Genomic DNA, 19541 nt, shown 5'->3' with positions numbered 1-19541 from the left:
CCTCCATTTGGCATTTAACTGAGTATTACCCATCCCTATCAGTAAACTAATCTAGAAAGGATTTATAGTTGGAATGAACATTCCAACTGGACAGTAAGTTAGCATCATTATCTAACCAGGTTCAATCAGTGGCGATTGGTAATAAGCAAGTTTCTTACTGAACATGTCTAAGTACAATTCCCTAAACTCGGTGCCAGTGAATCTATCCATTGACGAATTAATTCCACGCCTTCTTGGTGCTCAAGGTTGCGACCAATGGGCGGCATGCGATCTTTAGGTTCTGACAGCGTTTGGCGATAGAGCAAAATCGAGTGGTCGGCATTGCCGGGGACGATATCGTAATCGAGTCCTTTAGGGCCGCCATCCCAGCCGGGCGGTTGTTTGCAGATCCCATATTGATAACTGGTATGGTCGATATAAAACCCAAGGCGTAAGCCGGAGATGCTGGCATAGCCTTTGGCGCTGTGGCAATGGGCGCAGTTAACATCTAAATAGCCCTTAGCACGGCTGGTTAAATCGGCTTGGAGGTTGTCTATGGCATAGGTTTTAGCGACTTGGCTTAACTCGGGTAACTGCTCAAGCTTGCCTTGTTTGGCCCAGAGGCTGAGTTGATTGACGCTTTGCCCTTGGTCGATGATATCGCGATTCAATAGATGGGCTTTAAGGCCAATCGGAATGATTAGACTGCTGTTATCTTGATTGATCTGGTGGCAAATTTTGCACTCGGCGCGGCTCGGTATGTTGTAATCAAAGCTTTGGCTTTGGCCTTGATTAATCAGGGTATGATGCACGCTTGCGCCCGCGGTAAGCAGCTTTGCTTCACCTTGTTGCCATTGATAAACCAGACTCGTCCAGCCTTGGGAGCGTTTTATCAATAGCCGTGTTTCAATAAGGGTTTCGTTGGCTATGCCTGTGATAGCCGTATCCTGTGGCAGAGCAAAGGTTTTGACTAGCACGGCGCCAGTTGGAAACTCGAATGCCTCCTGCGCTTGGTATTGCATGCTGCTGCCTGCGGGTAAATAGATAAAGCGGTATTTACTGGCGTAATTAGAAAATAGCTGCGTGGCGAGCTGATAACCAAATCCCGGTGCTTGCGGCTGCGCGGTGGGGGTTGCGGGGTCGATAAAGAGCCCATATTGACTTAATTCCGGGCAGTCCTCTGCCATTAAGGCGGGCCAGTTAACTTGCCCACTCGTATTCACGCACAAACTAGTGGGCGTTGTCGGTACAGTTGGTGTCGTCGGCGGAGTCGGCGTTTGGCCATTATCGCTGCTTTGGCTGTCACCGCCGCCACAGGCGGTTACTAAGGTCGTTAGGCTGAAGATTGCGATGAGTGTTAGGCGGTTTTTCATTGGTTTATCCGCTCTTTAAGCTGTTGCTTGAAATAAGAAGGCCTAAGTCGGCCTTCTCTGTCAGGGGGGGCGCTCAGTCTTGGAGTGGTAAGCAAGTGGGTGATTGCAAGCCTGCTTTCACCCATTGTTACCGTTAACGCTAGTGCGAGCAGCTTGCTGCAGGCAGGCGTTTAATCCATTCGCTGATCAGCGCCACGCCTTCATCATGGGATAGGCTGCGACCGATTTCAGGCATACGATCGCCCGGGGTCGTACTTTGCATTCTAAAGTGCATGATGGACTCAGCGGCATTGCCAGGCACGACGTCGAAACCTAAGTTTCCACCGCCATAGGCGACTGGCGATTTACAGGTACCGTGGGAGAAACCCGCATCATCGCTATAGCCACGCCAGTATTCGAGTTTAAGACCGGTGTTAGAGGCGTTACCCTCGGGTCTATGGCAATGGGCACAGTTGATGTCGAGATAACCTTTAGCCGTCTGCATTAATGCGGCATCGCTTAAGCTTGCGACTGTGGCTTCATCACCATCATGGTAGGCGGGCACTTGTGGTACTTGGCTCAGGTTCGGTAATCCCTGCAAAATACCTAGGCTTTCCCATTTAAGCAGTTGGTTCATGGTGCCATCTTGATAGCTGTAGTTGCGGTTCAAATGGCGCGCCTTAGGACCAATTGGCACAAACACGGCGTTGCTGTTGTCATCGGCCTTAAACTGGTGACACTGCTTACATTGGTTCATGCTCGGGACCATGTAATTAAAGGTGAGACTTTCTCCTTTATGGCTTAAGGTTTGACTGCTAATTGCACCGGCTTTCGCCAGTGTTGCATCTGTCTTATCGGCATTCCACACATAGGGCAGGGCGCTCCAACCCGTTGGACGATGGATCAGCAAACGGGTTTCAATCAAACTTTCGTTACTGATCCCGCGCTTACTGGTATCGCTTGGTAAGGCAAAGGTTTTGACGATAACGCTACCCACTGGGAAATCAAACGCTTCGTTTTCGGAGTAACTGGCTTTTTGTCCCGAAGGCAAATATACAAAGCGGTATTTACTGGCGTAGTCGGTAAAGAGCTGAGTGTTAAGATCATAAGGGACACCGCCCGAATTAGGTCCTGTTGTGGGGTTTTTGGCATCGCTGAACAGATTGTAATCCGACAGTTTAGGGCAGTTTGCTTTTAGCAGTGCATCCCAACTGACGTTTGAACCCGTCGCCTGACAAAGACTTTGGTCACCATCACCCACTAAGCCACCTTCGCCTTCACCGATAGTGCCCCCGCCGCCAACGAGCACGCCGCCATCACAACCCGCGGTATTATCGTCAACCCCGCAGCCAAACACTTGGCCCGCGAAGGTGACTGTGTGTACGGGTAGGCTCACTTGGGTACATTTCAGCAGGTTGTTCTGGGTCTTCTCGTATTGCACATCGGCGATGCTGATGTCGGTGTTGCTGTTGGCATAGAGTCTGCCATAGGACACATCACCGTTATCACTGGCGCAGACGTTATCACTGCCATCTGCGGCAAAGGGCGCCTCTTTCAAACCTAGGTAAGCAGCGGTGCCGTTATTGGCAAGCATTTCCCCTAAGCCGTCGTAGAGCACGCCGGGCAAGGTGCCGTGACTGATGACATATGCACGGATAATATCTTGAATTAAATAACCTTTAGGCTTGCTGCCATAGTCAGTGATCACGTTGTCGTGCAAGTAAATATTGCGCGGCACTGGGCGCCAGCCATCTTCAATGGCTTGACCTAGTTGCCCATAGTTGCCGACAAAGGAGGTCATATCGGGTTCTGCAATAAAGAAGCTGCTGACAGTCACCCCTAAGGTATCGTGGTGGGTAATTTCGTTATTGAAGATTTCCACATCGGCGGTCGACAACACAATCACCCCTGTGCCCGGCGGCACTATATGCACCCCTGCGGGGTTGGCCGAGGCGTTGGCGAAGTTAGGCGTGTTGTTGTCATACACTTTGTTGTTGAAAATCCGCACGCTAGAGCCGTATCTGTGGTTATTGATTGGCAAGTCGAACACTAAAATCCCGCCAGTGTTGCCCATGGCTTCGTTGTCATACACATCGGCATACTTAGAGTTTTCGACTTCGATCCCCGCAACGTTTTCCTTGGCGATATTGCGGCGCACCACAATATATTGGGATTGGCCCACATAAATGCCCGCATCGGCACTGCCGCGGACATAGCTGTCTTCAATCAAAATGTTTTCACACTCAACGGGATACAGACCATAGGCGCCGTTATCTTTGTCGAGCTCACCTTCCCACACCGCCCCCACGCGGCGCAGTATGATGCCATTGGTATTTTTAAGCTTGATGCCGTTGTTTTTGGCTTCATTGACTGACAGATCTTGAATGGTAATGTTCAGCGCATTTTGCACGAAAATCCCATCCCCCGAGTTGGCTTGGGCGAAATTGAGGATAGTGTCCTTCATCCCGTAGCCCATGATAGTGACGTTTTTGGCATAACTGCCATCCCCATCCACGTCGCCATCGAACAGTAGTGTCGAATCGATATTAAAGGTGCCCTTTGGTAGCACAATCACAGCACCACTTTGCGCGTTGATTAAGGCTTCTTGAATACGGGTGGTGAGATTATCCCCCGGCAGGATTTTGATGGCGCCTTCGGGGAAGGTGGGGCCCGTTTCAGGGGGCTGAACCACGGGTGGCGTGACGACCTCTGGTGCTGGATCATCGTCAGAAAAACAACCCGTGAGATTAAAAGCCATCAGTAGGGCGACCCCAGTTGGCATCAGCCAATTCGCCTTACTTTGAACTTTATTCCTGTGGGAGTTGCTTGGCCAAAGGTGGCGTGGTGTCGCCTTAACGCCCTTCTTCGCCAATGGGTGTGTCGTCTTGTTGAACATAGGTGCTCCTGCTTTTTGTTATTATTTCGTTAACAGAATGCGCTAGGGGCAGCAAAAGGCAATGTGAAATATGGCCAAAATGGTGCAAGTCATCGCTGCGGTAAGGGGAGATGTTTTTACGTGACTCGATTTAAGCTCAATATTCTTATCCCAAAATATGGGTAAGTGGTTGGGGGGAACTGAATACCCTTACGGGTGTTTTTATGTTCAGATAAGGCGGTTGGATATTATTAATGCAAATTAAAACATACTTGTTACAAGATGAATAAAACATCATCTAGTTAACGCTTAATTTGATTGCCACTCAAAAATCACTATGTTAAAAATCTTTCGCTAAAACAGCGCTTAATAATAAATTAAAGTTAATTCAGATTTAATGCTTTATCCATAATAGTCATTAACCTTGATTTGCCCCTTAACAATATGTGGAGATGAAAATGGGGAGACGCATCCGGGTGATTATTAGCTTACTAATATTCACAGTCTCGTTATTGCTTTTGTATAACCTTGAGCAGGATTATCAATTAAATGATATTTTGGATGAGGTTAAATTATTTTCATTTTCACAGCTTGCGCTTGCCGTTGCATTGACTGTGACAAGCTACTTAATCTTGACCTTGTATGATTATCTTGCGATTAAACAACTTGGCTCATCATTAAGCTATCAAAAGGTCGCTCCCGTTTCATTTTTAGCCTTTACCTTTTCCAATACCATAGGATTTTCATTACTCACAGGCACTTCGATACGCTATAAGTTTTATTCAGAGTTAGGGTTAAGCGGTAATCAGATTACTCAAATAGTGCTCGCCTGCTCGGTGACTTTTTTCCTCGGGTTATTCTTCATTTGTGGTATCGCGCTGATTAACTTCCCGGCGCAGCAATTGGCTGATTTGCCATTGCCAGCATGGCTGTTTTCCTTAAGCCGCGTGTTTGGTGTTCTGATGCTGCTAGGTGTCGTAGGCTATTTTCTGTTTAGTCTATGGCGTAAAAAACCGATTTATTTTCGTGGGTTTGAGTTTGCGCCTCCCGTACTGTCTCAGTCGTTGAAGCAGTTTGTGGTCTCGACACTCGATTGGTTAGTGGTGGGAACATTATTCTATTCCCTGCTGCCTGCGGTGGATGGTTTAAGTTACCTTCAAGTGCTCAGTATTTTCTTTGTGGCAAATGCCATCGGGGTGCTTGCCCATGTGCCTGGAGGGATTGGTGTTTTTGAATCTGTAGTAACAGTGACCTTATCCCAGTATTTACCTGTTGAACAAATATTGGGCTCGGTGATTGTGTATCGGGTCATTTATTATATTGTGCCTTTTATGCTGGCCCTGATTTACTTTGTGGCGGGTTTAGTATTAAGTAATAAGGATAAATTATCTAAGATAAATATTGATTTACATATTGTCAGGCAGTTATTACCACCACTATTAAGCATTAGTGTGTTTTCCGTCGGTTTAGTTTTATTGCTGTCAGTGGTTAATCCTTCCATTGTGCACAAATATCATTGGCTAGGGGAGATAGTGCCACTGCCGATAGTCGAATTATCGAGCTTAATATTGAGTGCCAGTGGTATTTCGCTACTGTTATTATCCCATGGCTTGTTTAAGCGTTATCAAAAAGCCTTTGTACTCACCCAAAAGCTATTATTAGTAGCCATTGTCTTTATTGTGCTTAAGGGCGCTGAATGGCAGATTTCTCTAGCATTCGGTCTTATCTATTTATTAATGCTGCCCTGTGAACAGGTGTTTTATCGCCAAGGTTCAATTGTGGGCGTTAAATATTCCTTCGGCTGGTTATTATCCCTCGCCGCGGCATTATTTTTGATGGTGTGGGTGTTGTTTTTTGCCTACCAAGATGTGGATTATGACCATTCGCTCTGGTTAACCTTCTCGCAGGATAGCCATGTGTCCCGAGCGTTACGGGGCGGTGCAATAGCTCTCGCGATTCTGCTTGGCTTTGCCATTCGTTATGTGCTTGCGGTGCGAAAACCCCATACCAGTCGCCTAGATAGCTCGGCCTTGAGCTGCGCCATGGAGATTGTTGCCGATGCGCCGAGTAGCCACGGTTATCTTGCCTTAGTACAAGATAAATCGCTGTTATTTAATGAAGATAAAGATGCCTTCTTAATGTATGCCCGCGCCGGACATTGCTGGGTGGTGATGGGCGATCCTATCGGTAATCCAGATAAATTTGATGATCTCCTGTGGCAGTTTCGCGAGCTGTGTGACGCCTACGATGGTTGGCCGGTGTTTTATCAAGTGACGCAAAAGTATTTACCCCACTTTTTAGAACAAGGGTTGAGCCTATATAAACTCGGCGAGGAGGCCATAGTGCCCTTAGCGGAATTTGATTTACAGTCGAGTAAGTATCGTAGCTTGCGTCAAAGTCATGCGAAGGCTTTAAGGGAAGGGTTACGGTTTAAAATTATCGAGGCCAGTGAAGTGAAGGCCCTATTGCCAACGTTAGAGGTTATTTCTTCGAGCTGGCTTAAGGCGAAGCAAGGTCGAGAAAAGGGATTTTCAGTTGGGTATTTTTCTGCTGCTTACCTGTGCGCCACGCCGATGGCCTTAGTGTATTTAAACGACGAGCTTGTAGCTTTTTCCAATGTGTGGGCCAGTGCGGCCAAAATAGAGTTTTCGGTTGATTTGATGCGCTATGAGCCTAGTTTATCGGGCAGTAATATTATGGATTTTTTGTTTACAGAACTCTTGCTATGGGGCAAACAGCAAGGATATCAGCAGTTCAATCTTGGCATGGCGCCCATGTCTGGATTGACTGATAGAGCCTTGGTGCCATTTTGGACTAAGCTTGCCAAAACGGTTTATAAGAAGGGAAATAAATTTTACAACTTTCAGGGGCTTAGAAGGTATAAGGATAAGTTTAATCCCAGGTGGGAGGCTAAGTATTTGATTTGTTATGGTGGGCTCTCTTTACCTGTAGTGGTGGGCAGTCTGGTGACCTTAACGAGTCGTGGTACAACTGGCGTATTTAAAAAGTAGGTGCGAGATGACGAAATCCTTAATCAAGCTACTGAGCGTTTTACTTTTATGTTTCACTGCTAACGTCTTTGCTGATGAGTTTGCCGATAATTTGGGGCTGACCCTATTGCCTGTCGAATCATCAACTCAGGTAAAAGCTGCGTCATCCCATGCCAAACCACCGTTGGTGATTTTTTTAAGTGGTGACGGTGGCTGGGCAACGCTTGATAAAGCCGTAGGGGGCATTTTGCAACAGCAGGGCTGGCCTGTCGTCGGCTGGAGCTCGCTGAAATATTATTGGAAACAAAAAGATCCTAAAGAGGTCACCCAAGATACCTTAGCGATTATTGATAAGTACCAGGCGGAATTTGGCACGCAAAAAGTGATTTTGATTGGTTATTCCTTCGGGGCCGAAGTGATTCCCTTTGTGTTAAATGATATGCCCGCTCAATATCGGCAGAATGTCTTGGGCGCTGTGCTGCTTTCTCCTTCACAATCCTCGGATTTTGAAATCCATGTGAGTGAGATTGTCACCTCGGATAACCAATCGGCTCGTTACTTAACCTTACCCGAAGTCAACAAACAAACCACTGTGCCTATGCTTTGTCTCTATGGTAAAGAGGACGATGCGCCGCTGCATTTATGCCCAGAGGTCAAGCAGCCCAATGTCACTGTGATGGAGTTAAGCGGTGGCCACAGTTTTGATGACGATTACGATAAAGTGGTCAAGTTGATAAAAGGTTGGCTGAAGACCAGTTAGGCGCTTTAGTGCTGGGCATCGTATGAGCCTAATGCTTTGCAATTATAGATAAAAAGGGCGCAGATGCGCCCTTTGTTTTAGGTCGTGCTACAGCGAATAACTAGAGTTGGTAGCTAATGTGTTGGTGGAAGCGCACCACGAGATCTTCACGCTCAGGATCTAGCCCAATCTCGGCGGCAAAGGTTTTCAATGCGGCTTCAACGTTATTCATAAAACGGCCATAGCCTGAGTCATCACAGTCCTTCGCACCCGCGACAATAGTAAAATGCGCGGCTTCGACTAAGTTATCAGCATCCCAGCGGCGAATTACTTGCTGCTCAGTTGCGTTCGGGTCAAAACCAATCATCTGCACTTCGGCCTTGCTGTCGAGTTTTTCAAACTTACTGTTACGCACTAAGGGAGTTAAGCCGTTGGCGATCATAGCCAAGCGCGTTAATTGCTTATTGGTAGCCGCCTTGATGAAATTATCCTCAAGGTGTTGATATAACGGGCTAAAGTCAGTTGCTGACTCTGGTAGTAAACCTTGTTTGAGTTTGCGACTCAGCGGCAGGCTGACGGTGACATAGGTGAGTGAGCTGACATTTTCCGGCAGGTCACATTTTCTGGCTTTGTATCTTGGTGCAATGGCTCTGAGTTTATAGCCGTAGGTTTCTTTATTACCTTTTGATTTGGCGAATAAATCATAGGATAAATGCTGGTGGTCGCGGATCTTTACCTTAAGATCTTTAATCGGCAGCTTAGGCATTAATTCGTTTAATAGCTCCCGTACACGGGTATGGAAATTAGCTGAGTTGCTGCGGATTTCATCGCCAGTCGCTAAGAAAACAATACGCAGTTTGCGGGCGCGGTAGTTGTCCGCAGTGAACAGATTTTGTGCCTCGTGATAGGCGGGATTGTAAAAAAACAGAATTTGTTCAGCGGTTTGGAAACAATACGCTTCGGTATGGTAACGCACGACTGGCAGTTTATCGTTAGTGATCACATGGACGTTACGGAGATCGTGTTGTTCTGCCAAGTTAAAAATAATGCGGCTTAAGGTTTGATAACAGCTATGGTAATCGGGGTATTGCGCCAGTAATTCATCCGTGACTTTAATTTCGGCGGTGATGTACTGATTGGTACGAGCTTCCTTGGGTATGTACACTTTTTGCTGATGGCTAAGGGACATATTGACTCCTTGTTGGGTTAACCATTTGCTAACACGAATTTTACTGTTTATCTCAGGCGTTAATGTTGCGTTGGAGCATGTTTTTATCGCTTAAATACAAGTTTACATCAGCAAGCTGTTTATTAGCTTAAAATTGCAGCGATTTTATTGAGTTAAGGCTTTTTCAATCCAAGGTTGCATCCAAGTGGCAATCTTCTCTTGGGCCTTTTCATTGGGATGAATACCGTCTCTTTGCATCAACTCTGGATGGGGAGCGACCTCCTGCATAAAGAAGGGGATAAGGTCAATATCCTCATCTTTTGCAATCTCTTGATACACTTGGGTGAACTTTTGGCTATAGCGAGGGCCATAGTTAGGCGGTACCATGATTTCGGTCAGTAGCACTTTAGCACCGCTATTTTGGGCTAGGGTAATGATTTGGGTTAGGTTATTTTTGAGTTGCGTCGGGGGGAATCCACGTAGACCATCGTTACCACCGAGTTCGACTACTACCAAATCGGGGGCAACGGAATCGAGCAGCGCAGGCAAACGACGCAAACCGCCCGCTGTCGTTTCACCGCTCACCGAACCGTTGGTAAATTCATGCTCGGGTAAGTTTTTTTGCAGCAGTGCCACCCAGCCTACTTGTTCCGACATGCCATAGCTGGCACCTAAGCTATCGCCGAGGATCAACACTTTCGCCGCCTGAACTGGCGTGGTTATAAATAGACTTAACAGGATGCAGGCGCTCACGGCCTTTGCCATAGGCTTGCATCTTAGCAATTGACGCAAGAACGATTTGTATAAGAAGGATCCTATGTCTAACGTCGTTTCAAAAAATAGTGCCATTAATGTGGTTAACCTCGAAAAATCGGTGACTACTCAGGAAGGTTCGCTCACTATCCTCAAGGGCATTAACTTAGATGTCAAGCAGGGCGAAAGTGTTGCGATATTAGGACCCTCCGGCTCGGGTAAATCGACGCTACTTGGCTTACTCGCCGCGCTCGACACCCCAACGGCGGGGGAGATTTGGCTCGATGGCCAGGCCCTATCACCGCTCAATGAAGAACAGAAAGCCGCGCTGCGTAAGCAAAAAGTGAGCTTTATTTTTCAATCTTTTATGTTAGTTGATACCTTAACCGCCCTTGAAAATGTGATGCTACCGGCCGAGCTTGCCGGGGTTAAAAATGCCAAGGAGAAGGCCGAGGCCATGCTGGGGCGCGTGGGGTTATCCCACCGTTTGACTCATTTACCTAAACAGTTATCCGGCGGTGAGCAGCAAAGGGTTGCGATTGCGAGGGCCTTTATTTGTGAACCTAAAGTGCTATTTGCCGACGAGCCAACCGGCAATTTGGACAGTGTTAACGGCCATAAAATTGCCGATATGTTGTTTGAACTGAACCAAGAGAGCCACACCACACTCATCCTAGTCACCCATGACTTACAACTGGCGAAGCGTTGCCAAAGGCAACTGGTTATGGACAACGGCCACTTGCAGGAAGAGTTGGATTCGGCCCAATCGCACAATGTGAATGACAACCTTGAATTAAGCGCCAAGGAGGCCTAACCCATGGAGCTTAATTTGGCATGGCGCCTGTTTAAGCGCGAGTTGCAACAGGGGCAGTTGTTATTGATTATCCTCGCCATTACCTTGGCGGTGCTGTCGGTTAGCGGTCTTGCGCGGGTCAGTGAGCGTTTGCAAGTTGCTATCAACGGACAAGCGACTCAGTTTATCGCCGCCGATCGTATTATCGACTCTCCCGTTCAAATTGACGCCAGCATTCTGGCCAAGGCCGATGAGCTTGGCCTTAAGCATGTCACCAATATGCAATTTAATTCCATGGTATATGCGGGGGATAAGTTTCAGTTAGTCACAGTGCGTGCGGTTGAGTCCGGTTATCCACTTAAGGGAGACATCGAACTTAAAGCGGTCAATGGCCAAGATGTAAAAGCCCAAGACTTGCCCCACGCCGATGAGGTGTGGTTCGAGAGTCGCTTAGGGGGACTCTTGGGATACCCGCAAACACTGGAATTAGGCAACAGTGAGTTTCGTTTAAGTCAAGAAATCAGCCGCTTACCCGATGCTGGCTTTAATCCGTTCGCTTCTTCCCCCGTGGTATTAATGCGGATAGAAGATGTCGCCAAGACTGGGGTTATCCAACCCGGCAGCCGAGTGACGTATCTGTATCAATTTGTGGGTGAAGAAAGTGCCTTAAGCGCCTTTGAAAATAGCGTTAAACCGCTGCTGAATAATTCCCAGCGCTGGGTCGATGTGCAGTCTGGCGATTCACCGATAGCGGGCGCGGTGAAGCGGGCGGAGCGTTTTTTACTGCTGGCAAGCTTGCTCGGTATTGCCCTTGCTTGCGCCGCGATTGGGATTGCCGCCCAGCGTTACTGCCAACGTCATTATGATGTGGTGGCTATGCTTAAAACCTTTGGCGCCTCATCAACTCAAATCCGTCGACTATTCGGCATCCATTTACTACTAGTGACGCTGTTTGGCATTGTGCTGGGGTTAATCGGCGGGGCACTGCTGGATTTAGGCATTAATCAACTGTTACCCCCTGAAATCGCTGCCTATTCGCCGCCGTTGACGCGGCCGCTACTGCTTGGGATCAGCACTGGGCTTATCAGCGCCTTTATGTTTTCGGCCTATCCTTTAATGCGTTTACTGGCGATTCCGCCACTGCGAGTCTTACAAAGGCAACTCGAAGGCTTGCAGCTCGGCATGTGGCTGCATTTACTCTTAAGTTTAGGGGCGATGGCCCTGTTGGGATATTTGTATTCCCAAAGCTGGGCGCTGACACTGACGGTAGTCGCGGCTGTGCTGCTACTCGGCGTATTGCTCAGTATTTTAGGTTTTGTGATGATCCGCCTTGGCCACAGTGTCGGCATGAAAACCACCAACCCATTGCAACTGGCACTTGCGGGGTTACGCCGCCGTGCGCGGCAAAATGCGGTGCAATTGGTGGGCTTTAGTGCGGCTTTGGTATTGTTACTGACGATTTTGGCGCTTAGACAGGATTTACTCAACGAGTGGCAAAAACAGCTGCCCGAGAATGCACCTAACTATTTCTTGGTCAATATCGCCCCCGATGATGCTAAACCATTAAACGACTTTATGGCACAAAAGGGCATAGCAGCCACGGATATCTACCCCGTCATTCGTGGCCGGCTGACGCAAATTAATGGTGAGACCTTGATCTCTAATGAGCAGGCCGAGGCCGGAGAGAAGGGACGAGTAGGAATTTCCCGCGAGCTTAATCTCACTTGGCGCAATAGCTTGCCTGCCAACAACGAGTTGATTGAAGGGCATTTTAATCAAGCTGCTGATGAGGTGTCGGTGGAATCCGGTGTTGCCGATCGTTTAGGGCTAAAACTGGGTGATACGCTGACTTATATGATTGATAACCAAGAGCTAAGGGTTAAGGTTGCCAGTATTCGTGCCGTGCACTGGGAAACATTACAGCCAAACTTCTTTATGATCTTCACCCAAGAAGCGTTGGCGCCCTTTGCCTATACCTCGATGGCAAGCTTTTACCTCGATGACAAAAAACCGGATGTGCAAGGGAATGATGCACCAAAGAACACAGTGATCCTCGAACTTATTCAGCAGTTTCCTACGGTATCAATTATCGATGTTGGCGCCATGGTGGGGCAATTGCGGCAGATCATTGAGCAGGTGTCACTGTCGCTGACGTTAGTCTTGGTCCTCGTCTTACTAGCGAGTTCCTTAGTGCTTATCGCCCAAACCGAGGCGGGAATGGCGACGCGCCAGCGTGAACTCGCGGTGCTGCGTACCTTTGGCGCCTCGGGCTGGTTACTGCGTAGTGCCACTGGGCTTGAATTTGCCTTACTGGGGGGCATTGCTGGTGTGCTTGCAGTGATAGTGGCGGAATTTGCGCTGTATCTGTTAAAGACCCAAGTGTTTGAGCTGAACGTGTATATGCACTGGCCCTGGTGGGGGATTGCCCCAGTCTGCGGCGCCTTGCTAGTTGCGCTGCTGGGTGTTTGGCGCTGCCGCCAATTGCTCAATCAATCCTGCGCCGAATTATTAAAAGCGGGCGCTTAAGTTAAGGTGCGTTAGCGGTTAAGGCAAATGCCGTAATGCCATTATTTTTAAACCACTTTTGTAAAATAAAAAGCACTGGCCTAAACCAGTGCTTTTTTATTGGCGATTATTTGAGTGTTTTAGGTTGAGGCAAAGTTTGTGGCAAAGTTTGAGCATTTGTCACATTGGCTTACAAATGGAAAAAGCCAAGATGTTATCCGCGAAGAACTTAGCCGATATTTATGAGTCTATTTAACTTGCAAGCGTTGCTTACGTCAGGCAATTGATAGCTTAGCACTGTCATCAAACGAGAAGATTGCTGGATTTTGGCCTTAGGGAGATAAACAGAATGTTTAAAAGAATAAGAACATTACTTAGGGATAATCGCTCCATTTTATTGTTTATCAGCCTAATGCTGGTGTTCAGGAGCGCAGTGGCTGATTGGAATACCGTGCCGACAGGTTCTATGTTGCCGACGATTGTTGAGGGCGACCGCATTCTGGTGAATAAGATGGCTTACGATATCAGAGTGCCATTTACCCATATCCCACTCGTTAAACTTGCGGACCCAACACGTGGGGATATTATCGTGTTCGACTCTAAAAACGCCGATAAAAAGCTGATTAAGCGGGTGATCGCCGTACCCGGTGATACTGTGATGATGCGGGATAATCGCTTGTATTTAAATGGCAAACCACTCGCATATACACAGCAAACATTAAGTGCCTATGCGCCGGAGAATGTCACCGAATGGCAGGAGGACCTCCTCGGCATAGCCCACAGTATTCGCCTCAATCCGCAGCCCTCGCAGCTGGCTAATTTTGGCCCAGTTACGGTTCCTGATAACCAGTATTTGGCGCTAGGGGACAATCGAGATAACAGTGCCGATTCAAGAGTCATAGGCTTTGTGCCCAGAGAGGAGATTGTTGGCCGCTCAAGCTCAGTAGTCTTCTCATTGGATTACAACGATTATTACTTGCCGCGGCCAGAGCGCATGATGCGCGCGTTTTAACTTGTCCTTAGATTTCACTCTTCACGAGATATAAAAAATGGCGCTCTTATCGGCGCCATTTTTATGTGATTGCAAAGCGTTGTACCCTTACATCAAAAAGCTGAGGTAGCCCTGCAATACAATTAAATTGACTATATCGATAAAGAAGGCACCGACAATCGGTACCACCATAAAGGCCTGAGGAGAAGGGCCTGTGCGTGACACTAGTGCGCCCATATTCATCACCGCAGTAGGAGTGGCCCCCATACCAAAGCCACAGTGACCGCCGGTGATCACCGCTGCGTCATAGTTGCTGCCCATAATTTTAAAGGTTACAAAATAGGCGAATACCGCCAGCACTGCGGTTTGCACCAGCAGGATTATCAGTAGTGGGATAGCCAGATCCAAAATTTCCCACAACTTGAGGTTCATCAAGGCCATAGAGAGGAATAACGACAGCGCCACAGTACCTATCACATCGATACTTTCAGTATGGGGTTTATAACCTCGGGTCACTTCGGTGATATTGGCGATGATCACCCCAAGAAACAGGGCATAGACAAAGTCCGGCATCTTGAGCCAATTCAGCTGATATTCGCTAACAAACACAGTAAACCATTTGGCCCCAGCAACGCAGATCAGCAGTACAAACAGGGTTTCGATGATTGTCTTAGCGGTGACTTGGTCTTCTTCGAGCTGATCGTAGGTGACCAGTTGAGGATGCGTGGCGTGGTGTTTACGGCCCATGCCGTAGCTTGAGACCAGATTGTGTTTGCCAATTAATCGCTGTGCGACGGGGCCGCCGATAATGCCGCCCATGACTAAGCCAAAGGTAGCCGCAGCCATGGCAAGCTCTAAGGTGTTGATGCCGTAGTTTTCGGCAAAGGTTTGTGACCAGGCAACGCCAGTCCCATGGCCGCCTGACAGCGTAATCGAGCCTGCGATAAGGCCTAAGATAGGATCTAAGCCTAGGAGGCTTGCAAGACTCACCCCAACAGCATTTTGAATGACAATATAGACCGAAGCGACGCCGAGGAAGATAAACACTTTTTTGCCGCCACTGAGCAGTAGCTTATAGTTTGCCGACAAACCTATCGTACTGAAAAACATCAGCATTAAGGTGTTTTGCATGGGTAAACTAAAGGCGAGGGTGATGTCTTGGAAATGTAAAAAGGCCACGACGGCGGCGACGACCAGTCCGCCAACGATAGGTTCGGGAATATTGTATTGTCTAAAAACACGCACATGGCGATTGATGGAATGGCCAATAAACAGCACGAAGATAGCAATTAATAACGACTCGAGTTCGCCAATTGTATAAGTGGTGTGCATGATAGTTCCTTACAAATGGTTTGTGTGGGAATACCGCTGTACTCAAGCTGAGTGAGGGCGACCCATCTCATTATTTAGCATTATCTAATGCTAAGTGTTAAACGCGCGATCTAAGGACAGATTCTTATCAATCCCCAAGACTGGAGAAGGAGTATTAAGCGCGAATATGAACCGTATTGGTGTAGTTGATCAGCATCGCGACAGAGGGGGCGGATACTGAAGATAATGAACTTGCTCGGAGTGTTAACTGTGCTTCAGTGCGGGCGCTAACACGTCAATAGCGATAAGCAAGAGGTGGGGAGTGTAACAGGAAAATGCGCCAATGTCGTTAAATTGTCTTTAAAATCATTGTGTTGCATTTATGTTTTTCGGCTGTTGCCAGATGCGAGCGCTGCATTGCAAAAAATCACGTCGATAAATAAATCGCCACAGGGGATTTTTATCTCTGATTTTCAAGCCATTATTCAGCATAGCGTTAACCCTCGACTCTGCGCTTGGTAACATTTTATTCTCAAGCCAGTTACCGATAATGGCGGAGTCGAAAAAACTGTTAACTCGCGAGTACGTCCCTTAGCGCTGGTTCGAGTCGCTCAAAACGGAAGCTAAACCCTGCATCTAGCGCATGTTTGGGGAGCACAAATTGCCCTTCGATAAGTAACTCCGCCATTTCGCCCATCGCGAGTCGCAGCATAGCGGCTGGGGTCGTGATAAAGGTCGGGCGATTTAATACTCGACCAAGGGTGGTGGCAAACTCGGCGTTACTGACAGGATTAGGCGCTGTGGCATTAAAAATGCCCTCGCATTCGTCATGGTTGAGTAAAAAGTCTATCAGCGCCACCATATCCTGAATGTGTATCCAACTCATGCCTTGGCAGCCGTGGCCTATAGGTCCACCTAGCCCCAATTTAAACGGTGGCAACATCTTCGCGAGTGCGCCGCCATGGCCAAGCACTATACCCGTGCGTAGGATGCAGACGCGGGTTTTGGTGGCGGCTTGCTGCGCGAGTCGCTCCCATTCCTGACAAATATCATGGCTAAATTCGGGGTGTGGGGCTGCGGTTTCATCGATGGGGATGGCGCCTTGGCGGCCATAAAAACCGATGGCAGAGCCACTTATCATCACTTTGGGTGGGGTGCAGCTGTGTAAAATCAGTTGGCTTAGTCGCGCTGTGGTATTCCAGCGGCTATCGCAGATGCGCTGTTTTTGCTGCGCGCTCCAACGTTTAGCAACAATGGGCTCGCCGGCGAGATTTATCACCGCATCGATATGATTTAAATCATCAATTTCATCTAAGGTACTGAGATATTGGTGCTGCGGACCTAATAGTTGCCGACTGGTGCCGGGGTGGCGGGTGAGCAAGACCAATTCATGCTGATTGGCTAAATGGGCGACTAACTGTTGACCAATAAACCCACTAGCTCCCGTTATCAATATCTTCATCGTCGAGTCCTTGGTTGATGGTTTTCTTTGATTATAAGCAATATACGATAACGGGCGTGCGGGGATCACTTTATTACTGTTTTTGGTAACACAGCTCCATCGACACCGAATCGGCAAAGCGCAGGGCGTGTGGCTTATCGATTTCGACACTGGCAAATTCGACCCAAGGATGTTCACTGGCGATGGCTAATGTCTGGCTGGTGAGATTTTCGAGCAGTGAGAAGCGATTGTTTTCAATCAACTCAATGATTTTTTTTGTGATGGTACGATAATTCAGCGCATCGTCGACATTATCACTGTTGCGCGCCTTGTCGGCACAGTAGTGGATGACGACATTGACGATCACATCCTGCCGATTTTGGATTTCATCTTCTTTTATACCGATAAAAGTGCGCAGTCTTAAGTTTTTAATGCGTATAATCGCGGTTTCTGGTTTCATAATGACAATCTAGTTTTATGGCTTAGGTGATTGAGTTTGAGACTTTTCTTGGGCTAGCCTAACAACTTTATCTAAGATCAAGAAGGATTTTTACGCCATGACACGTTCCAATACGCCGTCTGCCGCTTACAAAGGTTTTGCCGTCATGGCCTTTGTGGTGATTATTTTGGCAGGGATAAAGGCCGCCAGCCCGATTGTTGTTCCCTTTGTACTATCCAGTTTTATTGCGGTGATTTGTAATCCGGCGATTGGTTTGATGACCAAATACCGCGTACCTAAATGGCTCGCCGTGATCCTGTTGATGGGGTTTATCGTGTTGATGGGCTTGTGGCTCGCCTCTCTGGTAGGCAGCTCCATTAACGAGTTTTCTAAGCAGTTGCCGCAGTATCGCGATCAGCTGGTTGAGCAGTTTTCTTGGGTGCTGCATAAGTTACAGGCGCTGAATATCCAAATCTCCAAGGAGCAAGTGCTGGCCTATTTCGACCCCGGCATGGCGTTGTCTATGACCACCAATATGCTCTCGGGTGTCGGCAATGTGATGGCGAATTTGTTCCTGATCATTCTGACCATCGTCTTTATGTTGTTTGAGGCGCAATCTTTGCCGAAAAAACTGCACTTGGCACTGGACGATCCCGATATGCGTTTGCAGCAGATTGACCGTTTTCTGCAATCGGTGAATCAATATATGGTGATCAAGACCTTAGTCAGTTTAGCGACGGGCTTGATTGTCGGCGTGGGGCTTGCGGTGATTGGGGTGGATTACGCGCTGCTTTGGGCGGTTATTGCCTTTTTATTCAACTATATTCCCAACATTGGCTCGATTATCGCGGCCATTCCCGCCGTATTACTGGCCTTTATCCAATTAGGCCCCGCAGCGGCTGGCGGTACTGCGCTGCTGTACGTTGCTGCCAATATGGTGATGGGCAACCTGGTCGAGCCTAAATTTATGGGCCGCGGTCTTGGGCTTTCTACCTTAGTGGTGTTTTTATCATTAATTTTTTGGGGGTGGTTGCTGGGCTCGGTAGGCATGTTGCTGTCGGTTCCCTTAACCATGGTCGTCAAGATCGCCCTCGAATCCAGCAAGAGTGGTAGCTGGTTAGCCATTTTATTATCCGACGATGTGGATGATAAACTGGTGAGCCAATCGACAAGCACCGCTCCGATTTCTGAACCTGTCGATACCCATTCAACAGATAATAAGTAGTAGATAATGCAACGTTTTATAGATGCACTGGCGACGATAGAAGTCGGTGAAGATGCCACGCGATTATTCCATGGCCGCGGTGGTTATTACCCTGGCTGCGAACATCTTTGTTTAGATTGGTTCGCGCCAGTATTGTTATTGACCAGTTTTATTCCCCTCGATGCGGCCGAGTTGGCTCAGTGTCAACAGGCGATTGCGGCGCGCTGGCAAACGATACAGCCCAATCGGTCGTTAAACTTGGTGTATCAATACCGCAGTGCAGGCGAAACCTTTAGCCAAGTGCTAGCGGGTGAGGTGCCCGATCCCCATGTGGTCACCGAGAACGGCGCCCAGTTTCAGGTGCATTTATTGCGGGGACAAAACCACGGTTTGTTCCTCGATATGGCCAATGGCCGTGAATGGGTTAGAGCCCATGCTCGCCATAAGAAAGTGCTGAATTTGTTTGCTTATACCTGTGGTTTCTCGGTGGCAGCACTGCAGGGCGGTGCCGATGAAGTCGTGAACATGGACATGAGTAAAGGGGCGTTAGCCATAGGCAAGCAGAACCATCTTCTCAATGGCTTTAGCGCGGGCGCACGCTTCTTAGGGCACGATATTTTTAAGTCATGGGGTAAGTTACGTAAGTTAGGCCCTTATGACATAGTGGTTGCCGATCCGCCGAGTAATCAAAAGGGCAGTTTCGTGGCGACTAAGGATTACGTGCGTTTGATCAGGCATTTACCCGAGTTATTAGCCGAGAATGCCGAGGTGCTACTCTGCTTAAATGCGCCGGAACTCGATACTCAATTTTTGCGCCAGCAGGTCGAAGACGCCGCGCCTGCACTCGAATACCTTGAGCGCTTACCCAATCCCGCCGCCTTTGTTGATGTTTCTGAGGAGAAATCATTAAAGGTGCTGCGCTACCGCTTAAAGGCGTAAGCCCTCTGGTCTCATTAAACGCTGTCATACAACGCCGTCATGAAATGCCATCATAAGACCTT

The 19541-nt window shown here is 48.1% G+C and carries 14 protein-coding genes; 7 read left to right on the top strand and 7 right to left on the bottom strand.

All coding sequences use genetic code 11. The annotated features are described in order from the left end of the window. Nucleotides 1-167: 167 nt before the first annotated feature. Together ACUZ8J_RS13105 and ACUZ8J_RS13100 are read right to left on the bottom strand one after the other, a co-directional pair. On the bottom strand, nucleotides 168-1352 hold the full coding sequence (locus tag ACUZ8J_RS13105) for an SO2930 family diheme c-type cytochrome (RefSeq protein WP_446694042.1): 1185 nt from the start codon (nucleotides 1350-1352) through the stop codon (nucleotides 168-170). Nucleotides 1353-1491: 139 nt separating this feature from the next. Beyond that, on the bottom strand, nucleotides 1492-4227 hold the full coding sequence (locus tag ACUZ8J_RS13100; RefSeq protein ID WP_446694041.1) for an SO2930 family diheme c-type cytochrome: 2736 nt from the start codon (nucleotides 4225-4227) through the stop codon (nucleotides 1492-1494). 437 nt (nucleotides 4228-4664) lie between these two features. On the opposite strand from ACUZ8J_RS13100, the gene mprF reads away from it, so the two are divergent. Both mprF and ACUZ8J_RS13090 read left to right on the top strand, forming a co-directional pair. After that, entirely contained in the window at nucleotides 4665-7217 is a 2553-nt protein-coding gene (gene mprF / locus ACUZ8J_RS13095; protein ID WP_446694040.1) for a bifunctional lysylphosphatidylglycerol flippase/synthetase MprF, read from the top strand. Nucleotides 7218-7224: 7 nt separating this feature from the next. After that, nucleotides 7225-7956: an AcvB/VirJ family lysyl-phosphatidylglycerol hydrolase gene (locus ACUZ8J_RS13090; RefSeq protein WP_037428586.1), complete on the top strand. Its 732-nt coding sequence runs from the start codon at nucleotides 7225-7227 to the stop codon at nucleotides 7954-7956. A gap of 100 nt (nucleotides 7957-8056) precedes the next feature. Here ACUZ8J_RS13090 and ACUZ8J_RS13085 read toward each other — a convergent pair whose 3' ends face one another. Next, a complete protein-coding gene (locus ACUZ8J_RS13085) occupies nucleotides 8057-9124 on the bottom strand; it encodes a DUF3083 family protein (protein ID WP_037419975.1) in 1068 nt (355 codons plus the stop codon). Between the two features lie 144 nt (nucleotides 9125-9268). Further along, the gene (locus ACUZ8J_RS13080; protein WP_037419972.1) at nucleotides 9269-9868 is read right to left on the bottom strand and encodes an arylesterase; all 600 of its coding nucleotides are present in this window, start codon (nucleotides 9866-9868) and stop codon (nucleotides 9269-9271) included. 52 nt (nucleotides 9869-9920) lie between these two features. Here ACUZ8J_RS13080 and ACUZ8J_RS13075 point away from each other — a divergent pair, with 52 nt between their 5' ends. The 3 genes from ACUZ8J_RS13075 (at nucleotide 9921) to lepB (ending at nucleotide 14166) form a co-directional block, all read left to right on the top strand. Beyond that, complete coding sequence (locus ACUZ8J_RS13075; RefSeq protein ID WP_144346153.1) at nucleotides 9921-10670, top strand: ABC transporter ATP-binding protein; 750 nt, start codon at nucleotides 9921-9923, stop codon at nucleotides 10668-10670. Between the two features lie 3 nt (nucleotides 10671-10673). Next, complete coding sequence (locus ACUZ8J_RS13070) at nucleotides 10674-13175, top strand: ABC transporter permease (RefSeq protein WP_446694039.1); 2502 nt, start codon at nucleotides 10674-10676, stop codon at nucleotides 13173-13175. 328 nt (nucleotides 13176-13503) lie between these two features. Next, nucleotides 13504-14166, top strand: a complete 663-nt coding sequence (gene lepB / locus ACUZ8J_RS13065; protein WP_446694038.1) for a signal peptidase I — start codon at nucleotides 13504-13506, stop codon at nucleotides 14164-14166. 87 nt (nucleotides 14167-14253) lie between these two features. On the opposite strand, the gene gltS is transcribed toward lepB, so the two are convergent. The 3 genes from gltS to folX all read right to left on the bottom strand — a co-directional run bounded on the left by gltS (nucleotide 14254) and on the right by folX (nucleotide 17357). After that, nucleotides 14254-15477, bottom strand: coding sequence for a sodium/glutamate symporter (gene gltS, locus ACUZ8J_RS13060; protein WP_446694037.1), 1224 nt, complete (start codon nucleotides 15475-15477; stop codon nucleotides 14254-14256). Nucleotides 15478-16027: 550 nt separating this feature from the next. Further along, nucleotides 16028-16918: a TIGR01777 family oxidoreductase gene (locus ACUZ8J_RS13055; protein ID WP_446694036.1), complete on the bottom strand. Its 891-nt coding sequence runs from the start codon at nucleotides 16916-16918 to the stop codon at nucleotides 16028-16030. A 73-nt stretch (nucleotides 16919-16991) separates the two neighbouring features. Then, nucleotides 16992-17357: a dihydroneopterin triphosphate 2'-epimerase gene (gene folX / locus ACUZ8J_RS13050; RefSeq protein ID WP_011716595.1), complete on the bottom strand. Its 366-nt coding sequence runs from the start codon at nucleotides 17355-17357 to the stop codon at nucleotides 16992-16994. 97 nt (nucleotides 17358-17454) lie between these two features. Between folX and ACUZ8J_RS13045 the strand changes: the two genes are divergently transcribed. Then, nucleotides 17455-18561, top strand: coding sequence for an AI-2E family transporter (locus tag ACUZ8J_RS13045; RefSeq protein ID WP_011716596.1), 1107 nt, complete (start codon nucleotides 17455-17457; stop codon nucleotides 18559-18561). A gap of 6 nt (nucleotides 18562-18567) precedes the next feature. After that, complete coding sequence (locus ACUZ8J_RS13040; protein ID WP_446694035.1) at nucleotides 18568-19479, top strand: class I SAM-dependent methyltransferase; 912 nt, start codon at nucleotides 18568-18570, stop codon at nucleotides 19477-19479. The last annotated feature ends 62 nt before the right edge of the window (nucleotides 19480-19541 follow it).

The organism is Shewanella sp. Koi 1 (assembly GCF_052907445.1).
The sequence above is the reverse complement of the archived record's forward strand: the minus strand, read 5'-3'. Positions and strand labels throughout refer to the sequence as shown.

Coding starts and splice junctions, on each gene's coding strand:
- ACUZ8J_RS13105 (WP_446694042.1), bottom strand. CDS start 1,352: ATGAAAAACCGCCTAACACTCATCGCAATCTTCAGCCTAACGACCTTA.
- ACUZ8J_RS13100 (WP_446694041.1), bottom strand. CDS start 4,227: ATGTTCAACAAGACGACACACCCATTGGCGAAGAAGGGCGTTAAGGCG.
- mprF (WP_446694040.1), top strand. CDS start 4,665: ATGGGGAGACGCATCCGGGTGATTATTAGCTTACTAATATTCACAGTC.
- ACUZ8J_RS13090 (WP_037428586.1), top strand. CDS start 7,225: ATGACGAAATCCTTAATCAAGCTACTGAGCGTTTTACTTTTATGTTTC.
- ACUZ8J_RS13085 (WP_037419975.1), bottom strand. CDS start 9,124: ATGTCCCTTAGCCATCAGCAAAAAGTGTACATACCCAAGGAAGCTCGT.
- ACUZ8J_RS13080 (WP_037419972.1), bottom strand. CDS start 9,868: ATGGCAAAGGCCGTGAGCGCCTGCATCCTGTTAAGTCTATTTATAACC.
- ACUZ8J_RS13075 (WP_144346153.1), top strand. CDS start 9,921: ATGTCTAACGTCGTTTCAAAAAATAGTGCCATTAATGTGGTTAACCTC.
- ACUZ8J_RS13070 (WP_446694039.1), top strand. CDS start 10,674: ATGGAGCTTAATTTGGCATGGCGCCTGTTTAAGCGCGAGTTGCAACAG.
- lepB (WP_446694038.1), top strand. CDS start 13,504: ATGTTTAAAAGAATAAGAACATTACTTAGGGATAATCGCTCCATTTTA.
- gltS (WP_446694037.1), bottom strand. CDS start 15,477: ATGCACACCACTTATACAATTGGCGAACTCGAGTCGTTATTAATTGCT.
- ACUZ8J_RS13055 (WP_446694036.1), bottom strand. CDS start 16,918: ATGAAGATATTGATAACGGGAGCTAGTGGGTTTATTGGTCAACAGTTA.
- folX (WP_011716595.1), bottom strand. CDS start 17,357: ATGAAACCAGAAACCGCGATTATACGCATTAAAAACTTAAGACTGCGC.
- ACUZ8J_RS13045 (WP_011716596.1), top strand. CDS start 17,455: ATGACACGTTCCAATACGCCGTCTGCCGCTTACAAAGGTTTTGCCGTC.
- ACUZ8J_RS13040 (WP_446694035.1), top strand. CDS start 18,568: ATGCAACGTTTTATAGATGCACTGGCGACGATAGAAGTCGGTGAAGAT.